Source organism: Telluria sp. RB2R28 (assembly GCF_059685835.1).
Genome location: NZ_JCASIK010000002.1, coordinates 247,937 through 261,344, shown reverse-complemented (window position 1 = coordinate 261,344; position 13,408 = coordinate 247,937). Strand labels below are relative to the sequence as shown.

Sequence of the window (13,408 nt, the reverse complement as noted above, 5' to 3'; positions counted from 1 at the left end):
CTGATTCAGTCGTATCCGCCGCATTCGCGGTCTATTTGGTTTTGAGCTCTGTTAATGAACAACATACGTAACTTCTCCATCATCGCCCACATCGACCACGGTAAATCGACCCTGGCTGACCGCATCATTCAGCTGTGCGGCGGCTTGTCGGACCGTGAAATGGATGCCCAGGTGCTCGATTCGATGGACCTGGAACGCGAGCGCGGCATCACCATCAAGGCCCAGACCGCGGCCCTGCATTACAAGGCGCGCGATGGCCAGGTCTATAACCTGAACCTGATCGACACCCCGGGCCACGTCGACTTCTCGTACGAAGTGAGCCGCTCGCTGTCCGCCTGCGAAGGCGCGCTGCTGGTCGTCGACGCGTCGCAGGGCGTGGAAGCGCAGACGGTCGCCAACTGCTACACCGCGCTCGACCTGGGCGTCGAAGTGGTGCCGATCCTGAACAAGATCGACTTGCCGCATGCCGACCCGGACAACGCCCGCAAGGAAATCGAAGACGTCATCGGCATCGACGCCAGCGACGCGACGATGTGCTCGGCCAAGACGGGCCTGGGCATCGAAGACGTGCTGGAAACGCTGATCGCCCGTGTGCCGCCACCAAAGGGCGACGCCGATGCGCCGCTGCAGGCGCTGATCGTCGACTCGTGGTACGACCCGTACGTCGGCGTCGTGATGCTGGTGCGCGTGATCAACGGCACGCTGCGCCCGAAAGACAAGATCCTCTTGATGGCGACCGGTTCGGTGAACCTGGTCGAAAGCATCGGCGTGTTCACGCCGCGCTCGGTGTCGCTGCCGTCGCTGTCGGCTGGCCAGGTGGGCTTCATCATCGCCGGCATCAAGGAACTGACTGCCGCGAAGGTCGGCGATACGGTGACCCTGGCCAACAAGCCGGCCGCGGAACCACTGCCGGGCTTCAAGGAAGTCCAGCCGCAAGTGTTTGCCGGCCTGTTCCCGGTCGAAGCCAACCAGTACGACGCGCTGCGCGATTCCCTCGAAAAGCTCAAGCTGAACGACGCCGCTTTGATGTACGAGCCGGAAGTTTCGCAGGCGCTGGGCTTCGGCTTCCGCTGCGGCTTCCTGGGCCTCTTGCACATGGAAATCGTGCAGGAGCGCCTCGAGCGCGAATTCGACATGGACCTGATCACGACGGCCCCGACCGTCGTGTACGAAGTCGAAATGCGCGACGGCACCATGATCCGCGTCGACAATCCGTCGAAGATGCCTGAGCCATCGAAGATCAACGAAGTGCGCGAGCCGATCGTCGACGTCAACCTGTACATGCCGCAAGAATACGTGGGCGCCGTGATGACGCTGTGTAACGGCAAGCGCGGCATCCAGATGGACATGGCCTACCACGGCCGCCAGGTGAAGCTGCACTACGAAATCCCGATGGCCGAGATCGTGCTGGACTTCTTCGATCGCCTGAAGTCGACCTCGCGCGGTTACGCATCGATGGATTACGAGTTCAAGGAAAACCGCGCCGCCGACGTCGTCAAGGTCGATATGCTGATCAATAGCGAGAAGGTCGATGCGCTGGCGATCATCGTGCACCGCGCCAACGCACCGTACCGTGGCCGCCAAGTGGCTGCGAAGATGCGCGAACTGATTCCGCGCCAGATGTTCGACGTGGCGATCCAGGCCGCCATTGGCGCAACGATCATTTCGCGGGAAAACGTGAAGGCGCTGCGCAAGAACGTGCTGGCCAAGTGCTACGGCGGCGACATCTCCCGTAAAAAGAAACTGCTCGAGAAACAAAAGGCAGGCAAGAAGCGCATGAAGCAGGTCGGTTCGGTGGAGATCCCACAAGAAGCGTTCCTGGCGATCCTCCAGGTGGAAGACAAATAATGAACCTGCAACCCGTGTTGAGCAATTTCGCCCTGATCCTGTTCGTGCTGATGGTCATCACGGGCATCATCTGGTGCCTGGACCGGTTTGTATTGGCAAAGCAACGCCGGCGCGCCGCCGATGCCGCGTTGCGCGAGTACGATGCGCGCAATGCCAAGCTGGTGGCCGAAGGCATCAAGGTCGACCACAACGGCAACCGCGCCGCGATTGAGGCGGCGCACGTGCGCCAGCCGACCTGGGTCGAGTATTCGGGCAGCTTCTTCCCGGTGATTGCCATGGTGTTCATCCTGCGTTCGTTCCTTTGGGAGCCGTTCAAGATCCCGTCGTCGTCCATGGTGCCGACGCTGCTGGTGGGCGACTTCATCTTGGTGAACAAGTACACCTACGGCATCCGCCTGCCGATCATCAACAAAAAAATTATCCAGATCAATGACCCGCAGCGGGGCGACGTGATGGTGTTTAAATACCCGAAGGACATGAGCCAGGATTACATCAAGCGCGTCGTTGGCGTGCCTGGTGATACCATCACTTACGAAGACAAGCGCCTGACCGTCAATGGCAAGGCCGTCGAGTACACGCCGCTGGACGATTACCTGGACGACCAGCATCCGGTCTACCACAAGCAGCTCGAAGAAAAACTGCCGAGCCCGGGCGGCTTCACGCAACACCGCATTCTGAACACGGCCGACCGCCGCAACTTTGACTTCCCCAGCGTCGAGCAGTTCCCGCTGCGCGAAGCCTGCGACTACACAGAAGACAAATTTACCTGCGTCGTGCCGGCCGGCCAGTATTTCATGATGGGCGATAACCGCGACAATAGCGCCGACAGCCGCTACTGGGGCTTCGTGCCGGATCGCAATATCGTGGGCAAGGCATTCGTCGTCTGGATGAACTTTGGCAACTTCAAGCGCGTTGGCGGCATTCATTAAAGAGGTGCATATGGTCCGGAGCAAACAGCAGGGCGTCACCTTGACCGGCCTGATCGTGGCCCTTGCCGTGATCGGCCTCGTGCTGGTCTTTGCGATGCGCATGATTCCGGCCTATATCGAATACAACGCGATCAAGACCGCCATCGTCAAGACCAAGGCCGAAGGCGGCACGGTGCGGGCGATGCAGGCAGCGTTCGACCGCAATACCAGCATCAACGACGTCGAAGCCATCCGCGGCACCGATCTGGTCTTCACGCGCGACGATGGCGACCTCGAGATCAGCTTCGCCTACGAAAAACGTCTGCCCCTGGCCGGCAACGTCAGCATCCTCATCGATTTTTCCGGCACCACGGACCCGAGCGGCATCGTCGCCGAGGCCAGCACCGCCGCACCGTAACCGTACTTTCACGCCATATGGACTTCGTGGCAGGGCGCCTGGCGCCGGCCACGCACACGACACCGACAATGAATCATCAGTTATTGCAGACGCGCTTGGGCTATACATTCCGGGATGCCGGGCTGCTTCAGCAAGCCCTGACCCACCGTAGCCATAGCGCGCTGCATAACGAGCGCCTCGAATTTCTGGGCGACTCGATCCTGAACTGCGTCGTCGCCTCGATCCTGTACGAGCGCTATCGCGGCCTGGACGAGGGCGACCTGTCGCGCCTGCGCGCCAATCTCGTCAAGCAGCAGGCGCTGTTCGAGATCGCCCAGAAGCTCGACCTGTCGCAGTTCCTGCGCCTGGGCGAGGGCGAACTGAAATCGGGGGGCTTCCGCCGGCCGTCGATCCTGGCCGACACGCTCGAAGCGTTGCTGGGCGCGATCTTCCTCGATGCCGGCTTCGACAGCGCGCGCGACGTCATCCGCGCCTTCTATATTCCGCTGCTCGACACGGTTGACCCCGGTACGCTGGGCAAGGACGCCAAGACGCTGCTGCAGGAATTCCTGCAAGCCAAGCGGATCGCGCTGCCGACGTATAATGTGGTGGCCACGCACGGCGCCGCGCACAGCCAGGAATTCGAAGTCGAATGCCTGGTGCCCAAATTGAGTGTGCAAGTGTTCGGGCGCGGTGGCAGCCGCCGCGCCGCCGAGCAGGCTGCGGCCAGCCTGGCCCTGGGCGCTGCCCAGAAAGCGCTGGCCAAGTCGCCCGTCAGCCGCAAGGCCAAGCCGCGCACGGCCCAGCTCAAGCTGGCCGGCATCGCCACCAATCAGGGCGGCGCCCCAGACCAATCCTTGGCGCCGGCTGCGGCAAAGCCAGAACAACCAGGAAGCAAAAAAGCATGAACGCCATCCCCGACAATTTCCGCTGCGGCTATATCGCCATCGTCGGCCGTCCAAACGTCGGCAAGTCGACGCTGATGAACGTCCTGATCGGCGCCAAGGTGTCGATCACGTCGCGCAAGGCGCAGACCACCCGCCACCGCATCACCGGCATCCAGACCCGCGACGATGCCCAGTTCATCTACGTCGACACGCCGGGCTTCCAGACCCGGCACGCCAACGCGCTGAACAAGACGCTCAACAAGACCGTCTCGAACACGCTGATCTCGGCCGACGTCGTGCTGTACCTGCTCGAAGCCGGCACCTTCGGCCCGGCCGACCAGCAAGTGCTGGAACTGTTGCCAAAGAACGTGCCAGTGATCCTGGTGCTGAACAAGTCCGACCACGTCAAGGACAAGGCCGTCTTGATGCCGTTCGCGCAAAAGATCGCCGCGATGCGCGAATTTGCCGCCGTCGTGCCAGTCTCCGCCAAACTGCGCTTCCAGATTGATGCGCTGGAAAACGAGATCAAGAACCACCTGCCGCAGAATGCGCCCGTGTTTGGTCCGGACGACATCACCGACCGCAGCGAAAAGTTCCTCGCGGCCGAGATCGTCCGTGAAAAAGTATTCCGCCTGTCGGGTGATGAATTGCCGTACACCAGCACCGTGTTGATCGAGCAGTTCCTGCAAGAGGGCAATCTGCGCCGCGTGTTCGCCGCCATCCTGGTCGAACGCGATACCCATAAATCGATGATCATCGGTAACAAGGGTGCGCGCCTGAAAGAAATCTCGACGCAGTCGCGCCTCGACATGGAAAAACTGTTCGGCGGCCCCGTGTACCTGGAAATCTGGGTCAAGGTCAAATCGGGCTGGGCCGACAATGAAATGGGCCTGCGCGCCTACGGTTACGAGTAAGTTCCCGGAGCGCGCCCACACAGCATGCCGAGCCACGATGACCTGATCGACGACGCGCCCGAGCAGGCGGCGCCACCGCCCGCCAAGCGGACCCGCGCGTCGGCCAGCGCATCTTCCAGCGCACCTGCCAGAACCTCGGCGCGTGACGGCCGCGTGCTCGGCCAGCCCGGCTTCGTGCTGCACAGCTATCCCTACAAAGAAACCAGCCTGATCATCGACATGTTCACGCGCGACCATGGTCGCGTGGGTGTCGTGGCCAAGGGCGCCAAGCGCCCGTTTTCCAAGCTGCGTGGCGTGCTGCAAACCTTCCAGCCGCTGTCCGTGTCGTGGAGCGGCAAATCCGAACTGCGCACGCTGATCGACGCCGAATGGGTCGGCGGCATGCTGCCGCTGGAGCGCACGGCGCTGCTGTGCGGCTTCTACCTCAACGAACTCCTTGTCAAACTGCTGGCGCGCGACGATCGCCACCCGGCCCTGTTTGACCACTATGTCTCTACCTTGAACCAGTTGGCCCACGGCGAACCTGCGCAAATTGTCTTGCGAAAATTCGAACGGGCCTTACTTAAGGAGACAGGGGTTGCTGCCGACCTGAGTCGCAGTACCGTGACGCGCAGCAGCCTGACGCTCGAGGGTCTGTATGTTGTGGACCCCGAACGCGGCGCCCGTGAAGCCGGTGCAGGCGAAGTCTGGCCGGTGGTGCTGGGCAAGACACTGCTGGACATGGAGCGCGAAGACTATACTGACCCGGCCACGCAGGCGCAGAGCAAGCAATTGATGCGCTTCCTGCTGGCGCACCACCTGGGCGGCCAGCCGCTCAACACGCGCCAGATCCTGATCGACTTGATGCAACTGTAAAACAAGACCAAACACCATGAGCTTCCTGCAACCCGTTGGCCAGGTGATCGACCTGGGCGTGAACATCGACCACATCGCCACCGTGCGCAATGCGCGCGGCACGACTTATCCCGACCCACTGCGCGGCGCGCTGCTGGCCGAGCAGGCCGGAGCCGACCTGATCACGCTGCACCTGCGTGAAGACCGCCGCCACATCCGGGACGCCGACGTGATCGCGCTGCGCCCGCTGCTGGCCACCCGCATGAACCTGGAAGCGGCCGTCACGCGCGAGATGATCGATTTCGCCTGCCGCGTCAAACCGCAGGACGTGTGCCTGGTGCCCGAGCGGCGCGAAGAAGTCACGACCGAAGGGGGCCTCGATGTCGTGCGCTACTACAACGAGGTCGAGGCGGCCGTGAAGCAGCTGAAGGATGAGGGCATCCGCGTCTCGCTGTTCATCGATGCCGACGCGCGCCAGATCGAGGCGGCCGCCGCCGTCGGCGCCACCGTGATCGAGCTGCACACGGGCCGCTACGCCGAGGCCACGCCGGACGAAGTCGCGCATGAGCTCGAACGCATCCGGTTTGGTGCGCGTGAAGGCGTGCAGCGCGGCCTGCGCGTGAATGCCGGCCATGGCCTGCACTACACCAACGTCCAGCCGATCGCGGCCATCAAGGACCTGCACGAGCTGAACATCGGCCATGCCATCGTCGGCCACGCCTTGTTCGTCGGCTTCGAAAATGCCGTGCGCGAGATGAAGGCGATCATGGTCGCGGCGCGCCTGGGCACGGCCTATACGAGCGGGACCGGGCCGGCATGATCTACGGCATCGGCACCGACATCGTCCAGATCTCGCGCGTGGAAGCGGCGCTCGCGCGCAGCGGCCCGCGTTTTGCCGAAAAAGTCCTCGGCCCGCAAGAGCTGGCCAAGTACCACGCCCGCAGCGCCAAGAACGCGGTGCGCGGGCTGCGTTTTTTGGCCACCCGTTTTTCGGCCAAGGAAGCGTTCTCGAAAGCCATCGGCACCGGGATCCGCATGCCGATGACCTGGCGCTCGATGCAGATGCTCAATGCCCCGAGCGGCAAACCGGTGATCGTCTGCAGCGGCGCGCTCGAAGCATTCATGCAGCAGAACCGGCTCAGCGCCCAGGTGTCGATCAGCGACGAGGCCGATTACGGCGTCGCGTTCGTCATCGTCACCCAGGCCCCCGCGCCAGCAGCCTGACCCCTTTTCAAGAGATTCATGTCCGAAGCAAAGCCCGTCGTACCAACCACGCCCACCGACAGCGGTGCCGAACTCACGCCCGAACTGACGGCGCGCCTGGGGCGCGAACGCCTGGCCCAGGCGCGTGATCAGTCGCGCGCCGAGGCCAACCGCGAACTGAGCCCCAAGGTCGAACCCGACGTGCGCGCGCAGGTGCTTGCGACCGTCAATCGCCTGCCGGGCCTGCCCGGCGTCTATCGCTACTTCGACGCGGCCGAGAATGTTTTATACGTCGGCAAGGCGCGCAACCTGAAGAACCGCGTCTCGAGCTATTTCCAGAAGAACCTGTCGAGCCCGCGCATCGCGATGATGGTGTCGCAGATCGCGCGTCTGGAAACGACGGTCGTGAGCAGCGAAGCCGAAGCGCTGATCCTTGAAAACAACCTGATCAAGTCGCTCAAGCCGCGCTACAACATCCTGTTTCGCGACGATAAATCGTACCCGTACATCAAGATCACGGGCGGCGAAGCGCCGCGCATGGCGTATTACCGCGGCGCGCTCGACAAGCGCAACCAGTACTTCGGCCCGTTTCCGAGTGCCTGGGCGGCCAAGGAATCGATCCAGCTGCTGCAGCGCGTGTTCATGCTGCGTACCTGCGAAGACAGCGTGTATGCCAACCGTACGCGGCCGTGCCTGCTGCACCAGATCGGCCGCTGCAGCGCGCCCTGCGTCAAGCTGATCGAGCCGGAGCAGTACAAGCTCGACGTCGAGAACGCCGCGCGCTTCCTGCGCGGGCGCCAGAGCGAGGTCATGGCCGACCTGCAAAACAAAATGCAGACCTATGCAATGGACCTGAAGTTCGAGCAGGCGGCCGGTGTGCGCAACCAGATCCAGGCGCTGTCGAAAGTGCTGCACGCGCAAAGCATGGAAACCGTGGGCGACGCCGATGTCGACGTCATTGCCGTCGTGCTGCAGGGCGGGCGCGCCTGCGTCAACCTCGCGATGGTGCGGGGCGGCCGGCACCTGGGCGACCGCGCCTACTTCCCGAGCCATGTCGGCGAGTCGCTGGGCGAATGCCCGCTTGACGTCGAGGTGCTGTGCGCGTTCCTGGCGCAGCACTATGCGGGCCAATTCATCCCGGGCACGCTGATCCTGAACGTCGAGTTCGACCAGCCCGAGCTGATCCTGGCGCTCAGCGAGCAGTGCGGCCATCGCATCAACCTCGTGCTGCAGCCGGGCGGCCAGCGCCGCCAGTGGCTTGAGATGGCGCAGAAGGGCGGCGAGATCGCGCTGGCGCGCCTGCTGTCCGAGCAGGGCTCGCAGCAACTGCGCACGCGCGCGCTGGCCGACACGCTGGGGCTGGAGACCGAAGATCTCGACGCATTACGGATCGAGTGCTTCGACATCAGCCACACGGCAGGCGAGGCGACGCAGGCGTCGTGCGTCGTGTTCCACCACCACGCGATGCAGAACGGCGAATACCGCCGCTTCAACATCAACGGCATCACGCCGGGCGACGATTACGCAGCCATGCGGCAGGTGCTGATGCGCCGCTACGAAAAGGTAGCAGCCGAGGTGCTGGCCGGCGCCGGCGTGATGCCCGACATCGTGCTGGTCGACGGCGGCAAGGGCCAGGTCGAGATGGCGCGCCAGGTGTTTACCGAACTGGGGCTGGACCTGTCGATGATCGTCGGCGTGGCCAAGGGGGAAGGGCGCCGCGTCGGCCTGGAAACCCTGATCTTCGCCGATGGCCGCCCGGCGCAGGAGCTGGGCAAGGAATCGGCGGCGCTGATGCTGGTGGCCCTGATCCGCGACGAGGCGCACCGCTTCGCCATCACCGGCATGCGCGCCAAGCGCGCCAAGACGCGCCAGGCATCGCGCCTGGAAGAGATCGAGGGTATCGGTGCCAAACGCCGCCAGCGCCTTCTGGCACGCTTTGGCGGCCTGCGTGGGGTCATCGACGCCAGTGTCGAAGACCTGATGACAGTCGAGGGTATTTCGAGCGCGCTCGCCGAAGAGATTTACCGGCAACTGCACTGAGGGTTGGCAGAGGCCCGCGGCGTTCCACGGCGCCGCCAATCTCTGCAGCCGGTGTCAACCGGCATCGCGCCACAGCCGTTGAGCTTGCACGCACTGCAGCGTCCGCTGTTCGTCGATATTACCGACGAGTCAACTGGCCCAAACCCCCTTAGCCATGTAGACTTACGGCCAAGCATTTTCCACGGTAATCAGCTCCCCCCATGCCTTTAAATATCCCGATTCTCCTGACCTGGTTACGTGTCGCCCTGATTCCGCTGGTGGTCGGACTGTTCTATCTTCCCTCCGACTGGATGAGCATGCAGGACCGTAACCTGGCTGCCACGTCCGTCTTCATCGTGGCCGCCATCACCGACTGGTTCGACGGTTTCCTGGCCCGCCGCTGGAACGAAACCTCGGCCTTCGGCGCCTTCCTCGACCCGGTCGCCGACAAGCTGATGGTGGCCGTTGCGCTGCTCGTGCTGGTCCAGCTCGACCGCGTCGACGCGATCATCGCCGGTATCATCATCGGCCGCGAAATCACGATCTCTGCGCTGCGCGAATGGATGGCCCAGATCGGCGCCACACGCTCGGTGGCGGTCAGCTCGATCGGCAAGATCAAGACCGCTGCCCAGATGACGGCGATCCCGATGCTGCTGTTCCATGACCGCCTGTTCGGCATCGACATCCACTTCTGGGGCGAGTACCTGCTGTGGATCGCGGGCGTGCTGACGGTGTGGTCGATGTTCTATTACCTGCGCCGCGCGTGGCCTCTGATCAAGGAAAAAGCGGGCCCGATTTAATTAGTTTCCGGGCATCCTTGACGTACGGAATAGAATCTCTATAATGCCTGCCTGTTGCGACAACAACGCGACAGATTGAAAGACGAAGCGGGAGTAGCTCAGTTGGTAGAGCGCAACCTTGCCAAGGTTGAGGTCGAGAGTTCGAGCCTCTTCTCCCGCTCCAAAGATTGCAAAGTTGGCACGCGATCTTGGAAAAACGTCTGAAACCTGTCATAATCGTTGTTCTGTACGCGGGAGTAGCTCAGTTGGTAGAGCGCAACCTTGCCAAGGTTGAGGTCGAGAGTTCGAGCCTCTTCTCCCGCTCCAGTTCCGGCTGGTTGTTGCAGACGTAGCATTGGCGTAGTAAAGCAGTAGATGTGATTAGTAATTGCATGGCTCTAAGCGGGAGTAGCTCAGTTGGTAGAGCGCAACCTTGCCAAGGTTGAGGTCGAGAGTTCGAGCCTCTTCTCCCGCTCCAGTGTCTTGCAAATGGCGTAGTAACGTAGTACTCCCCAGCGGGAGTAGCTCAGTTGGTAGAGCGCAACCTTGCCAAGGTTGAGGTCGAGAGTTCGAGCCTCTTCTCCCGCTCCAGAATTTCAGGAAGATCCATTCTTCCCTTGTTGATGCGGTGCATAACCGCCCGCATCACGAGCGCATCAACTCCTCTGGCGAGGTAGCAAAGCGGTTATGCAGCGGCCTGCAAAGCCGTCTAGACGGGTTCGACTCCCGTCCTCGCCTCCAGCATATCTCATGTCCTCGATTGGGATTTGATCCGCATCAAAACTAACCTATCGCCGGCTTTAGCCGGCGATTTGGTTTCGGCATCCTGAATCGAACGATGATTCTCAGGCTTGCAAGTCGCTGGCAAACTAGGGGCAATTCGCCTAGCCGGTGCATCCAACCCCGTAGCCGGCTTGAATGGAACATATCAACTCCGCCGTTTCCGGATTTCGTCACGGCGTTTCTCCACTGTTGCGCGCCATGAGTTCAAGGTTTCAATATCCTCCGCAAGCTCTTCGGGAGTCGGGGTGGGTAAATGGGCTCCCATAGCCGGATCGTGCGCGAATTTGGAACACTTGGTCATGCCGGCCTCAATGACGCTGTAATCAGCATCTTCCACAACCACAGCGCGTAATTTCAAGGTGGATATGCCTTCCTCGAAGCGAGTCACGACTCCAAACAGCAACACTTCTTCCACCGCTCGCTCCCAGGCGAGACGCAGGTTGTAGTAGGCCTCGCGGGTCAAGCGGACCTGCGCTTCCTCATCCCCGCCATTTTTAGCAGCGAGTACTTTCGCTCGCATGTCTCGCAAAGCTCCAATTCGTCTTGTAGTCAGCATGGCATCGAACGGAACGCGATCCGATTGCACACCGAAGCCTCCTTGCGCCTTGCGAATGCATTGCGGGTTGAGGTCGAGCTTAAGAGCTTCTGCGCATTGCTGCAGGATGCAGAGAAAATAGATGTCATGCGTGAACACGATCACTTGGCGTTTGAGCGCTTCCTGCGCTAGACGTTTGGCGACATGCCAGCGGCGCCGATGGTCGAGCGAGGACACAGGATCGTCGAACACCACGCCGCCGAGTCCCGCGTTCAGATTTACTTCGGCCAGGAAAGCAGCGATGGCGATGGCGCGTTGCTCACCTTCGCTGAGGACGTCTTTGGCAGCCATGTTCCCCGGCATCTCGAGTACGAGCTTGTATTGCGTTTTGCCCCGTACGGTCTCCGCCTTCATCGCCGCTCTAAGCTCATGCACGTTCAGCGCTTTAAGCTCTTCGTTGAGTGCCGCAACCACTTCCTGTGTGGCGATTGAGTTGGAGAGCGTTGTAGATTGTCTGGAAATCCCTGTAGTCGCGCCTGCCTTGCTCGCGCAGGTTTCCAGCTTGCCAACCAAGATCAGCTTTTCAATGGTGTCCAGCGCCACCAGTTTAAGGTCAAACAGCTTGGACCGGGCGTCCAGCTCCGCATGCTCCGCGACCATCATCGCTTTGGCTTTGTCATCAGCGGAGTCTTCCAGCGCCTTGGCCTCAGCCATCAGCTTGACCGCGATGTCATTCAGCTGCGTCTGCGGGTCTTCGGTGAGCGCGGATATAGCGTTCCAACGTTCTCCTGGAGAGCAGGCTTTGATGGCGTCTGCTTGACGAATGGTCAGCGACTTTTGATAGGCCTGACATTTGGCCAGCAACGCGGGATCGGTCGCTTCCAACTCCGCCGTCAAAGCGCCTTCGAGTAGCAGATTGACCGGGGCGTTGCGCAGCTCATTGTAAGCCGCGACTGCGGCGGCACGCGCTGCTTTCTCGCGCTTTTCGGCTTCCTGCTGAACGAATTTGTCGAACCGCTCCAACCGGTCCGCGCCTTCCTGCGCCAGTCTGTTTTGGCAAAGCGGACATTCGGAGTCAGGGCCGAGGTGAGGGAACTCTAGGGTAGAGTGTGATTCAGTGGCGAAGTGTCGAGCGGCTTCGAACAGTGCCTTCCACGGTTCACCGCCGGTGCCGGGCAGCAGGCCAGGCGTCTCCTTGAAAGTTTTGCTGGCCAGCTCGGCGGCTTCCTTCGCCGCGACGGAGTTGCCGATCAGGTCACTAAGCGCAGCCAGTTTTGCTTCTGTCAAATGCGCGGCCGAAGTGGCTATGCGTTGGGCAAGCTCAGTGTGGCGGATTGCCTTCGCATTGAGATCCCGCGCCTTCTGCTTGGGATCCCGCTCGGAGAGAGCTTTGGTCAGCAGAGCAAGCCGCTCTTTGTCGGCGGCAGTCAGAGTAGCGATGGCCTCGATGACCGCTGGCTTAGTTTTGGCGGACAGACTGCGAGCTTGCGCTCCGGCCTTGGTCTGAGTCTGTCCTAGGGCAGCGAACACGTCGAGCTTCGGCCGCAGGGCGACGGCTTCGCTGTTCGCCATTGTCTTGAGCTTGCCGCAAACGCCTACCAGTTTCTCGAGGATGTCCAAGCCGTAGGGGATGTAGGCAAAGTCCCCCTTGTTGTCCACATACGCCCGCGCGCAGTGGGAGTCGAAGATTGCCAGTGAGGACAAAGGTTCCGGCGCCGGTTGATTCGCGACCCAAGTGACTTCCACAGGTTTGTCGTCGATCAGTAGATCGAAGCTAGCCTGCGGGATGCCAACTTGACCTGGCGCCAAACGAGCATCGGGATAAATCATTTCACTTCGATCGCGGGCGCGGCATGCCTTCTTCAAGACGCGGGAGTAGCCGGATTTGCCCGCTCCGTTCTCGCCATAGATTACGCTCAAACCGGTCTTCGCGATCGGCACGCGTTGGTCTGGTGCCAAGGCGTTCACATGAAGAAGATTTTTGATCGACTCCAACTGTACGCGTTGGCCCTTCGGCGCGGCACCGGCGATCTGGTTCGCCGCGAGCTTGCTAGGCGTGCGGCCAGCCGGATCGGGAATCCCATGCTCCACTTTCAGCAGTGCATATAGGTCGTCTACGTCTTGGGCCGAAAGGTCGGTCTTGCTATAAATGCGCGCGATCGCGTCCTGCTGCCAGGAGGGCAGATCGCAGGACCACCTTTGAATCTCTTGGAGAACAGACATAGCAAGGAATTGTTTATTCTTCAACTAAGATTGCCAATGGTAATTTGTACTAAGCGCTGAATGCAATGCCTGATCTTC

11 protein-coding genes and 5 tRNA genes are annotated in these 13,408 nt (G+C 61.4%); 15 read left to right on the top strand and 1 reads right to left on the bottom strand.

Going from position 1 to position 13,408, the window contains the following annotated elements; translation table 11 throughout:
• Positions 1 to 54 precede the first annotated feature (54 nt).
• The 15 genes from lepA (at position 55) to AC56LV_RS08635 (ending at position 10,530) form a co-directional block, all read left to right on the top strand.
• On the top strand, positions 55 to 1,848 hold the full coding sequence (lepA, locus tag AC56LV_RS08705) for a translation elongation factor 4 (protein ID WP_183558236.1): 1,794 nt from the start codon (positions 55 to 57) through the stop codon (positions 1,846 to 1,848).
• The gene (gene lepB / locus AC56LV_RS08700) at positions 1,848 to 2,777 is read left to right on the top strand and encodes a signal peptidase I (RefSeq protein ID WP_183558239.1); all 930 of its coding nucleotides are present in this window, start codon (positions 1,848 to 1,850) and stop codon (positions 2,775 to 2,777) included. Before lepA ends, lepB begins: the two co-directional genes overlap by 1 nt.
• 10 nt (positions 2,778 to 2,787) lie before the next feature.
• The gene (locus AC56LV_RS08695; RefSeq protein ID WP_183558242.1) at positions 2,788 to 3,174 is read left to right on the top strand and encodes a DUF4845 domain-containing protein; all 387 of its coding nucleotides are present in this window, start codon (positions 2,788 to 2,790) and stop codon (positions 3,172 to 3,174) included.
• Positions 3,175 to 3,269: 95 nt separating this feature from the next.
• A complete protein-coding gene (rnc, locus tag AC56LV_RS08690; RefSeq protein WP_499556973.1) occupies positions 3,270 to 4,061 on the top strand; it encodes a ribonuclease III in 792 nt (263 codons plus the stop codon).
• Positions 4,058 to 4,954, top strand: coding sequence for a GTPase Era (era, locus tag AC56LV_RS08685; protein ID WP_332530878.1), 897 nt, complete (start codon positions 4,058 to 4,060; stop codon positions 4,952 to 4,954). The genes rnc and era overlap by 4 nt, the downstream gene beginning before the upstream one ends.
• Before the next feature lie 24 nt (positions 4,955 to 4,978).
• On the top strand, positions 4,979 to 5,809 hold the full coding sequence (gene recO, locus AC56LV_RS08680; RefSeq protein ID WP_499556972.1) for a DNA repair protein RecO: 831 nt from the start codon (positions 4,979 to 4,981) through the stop codon (positions 5,807 to 5,809).
• Positions 5,810 to 5,825: 16 nt separating this feature from the next.
• On the top strand, positions 5,826 to 6,608 hold the full coding sequence (gene pdxJ / locus AC56LV_RS08675) for a pyridoxine 5'-phosphate synthase (protein ID WP_499556971.1): 783 nt from the start codon (positions 5,826 to 5,828) through the stop codon (positions 6,606 to 6,608).
• Positions 6,605 to 7,012 (top strand): holo-ACP synthase, encoded by a 408-nt coding sequence (gene acpS / locus AC56LV_RS08670; RefSeq protein WP_499556970.1) that lies wholly within the window; start codon positions 6,605 to 6,607, stop codon positions 7,010 to 7,012. The genes pdxJ and acpS overlap by 4 nt, the downstream gene beginning before the upstream one ends.
• 18 nt (positions 7,013 to 7,030) lie before the next feature.
• Positions 7,031 to 9,031 carry an excinuclease ABC subunit UvrC gene (gene uvrC, locus AC56LV_RS08665; RefSeq protein ID WP_499556969.1) on the top strand — a complete coding sequence of 667 codons (2,001 nt, stop codon included), beginning with the start codon at positions 7,031 to 7,033 and terminating at the stop codon, positions 9,029 to 9,031.
• A 200-nt stretch (positions 9,032 to 9,231) separates the two neighbouring features.
• Entirely contained in the window at positions 9,232 to 9,810 is a 579-nt protein-coding gene (gene pgsA / locus AC56LV_RS08660; protein ID WP_499502940.1) for a CDP-diacylglycerol--glycerol-3-phosphate 3-phosphatidyltransferase, read from the top strand.
• An 87-nt stretch (positions 9,811 to 9,897) separates the two neighbouring features.
• Positions 9,898 to 9,973, top strand: a tRNA-Gly gene (locus AC56LV_RS08655).
• A gap of 67 nt (positions 9,974 to 10,040) precedes the next feature.
• Positions 10,041 to 10,116, top strand: a tRNA-Gly gene (locus AC56LV_RS08650).
• Positions 10,117 to 10,191: 75 nt separating this feature from the next.
• Positions 10,192 to 10,267: transfer RNA gene (locus AC56LV_RS08645), tRNA-Gly, on the top strand.
• A gap of 37 nt (positions 10,268 to 10,304) precedes the next feature.
• A tRNA-Gly gene (locus tag AC56LV_RS08640) sits at positions 10,305 to 10,380 on the top strand.
• 76 nt (positions 10,381 to 10,456) lie between these two features.
• Positions 10,457 to 10,530 (top strand) — tRNA-Cys (locus tag AC56LV_RS08635).
• A 187-nt stretch (positions 10,531 to 10,717) separates the two neighbouring features.
• On the opposite strand, the gene AC56LV_RS08630 is transcribed toward AC56LV_RS08635, so the two are convergent.
• Positions 10,718 to 13,354, bottom strand: coding sequence for an AAA family ATPase (locus AC56LV_RS08630; RefSeq protein WP_499556968.1), 2,637 nt, complete (start codon positions 13,352 to 13,354; stop codon positions 10,718 to 10,720).
• Positions 13,355 to 13,408 lie beyond the last annotated feature (54 nt).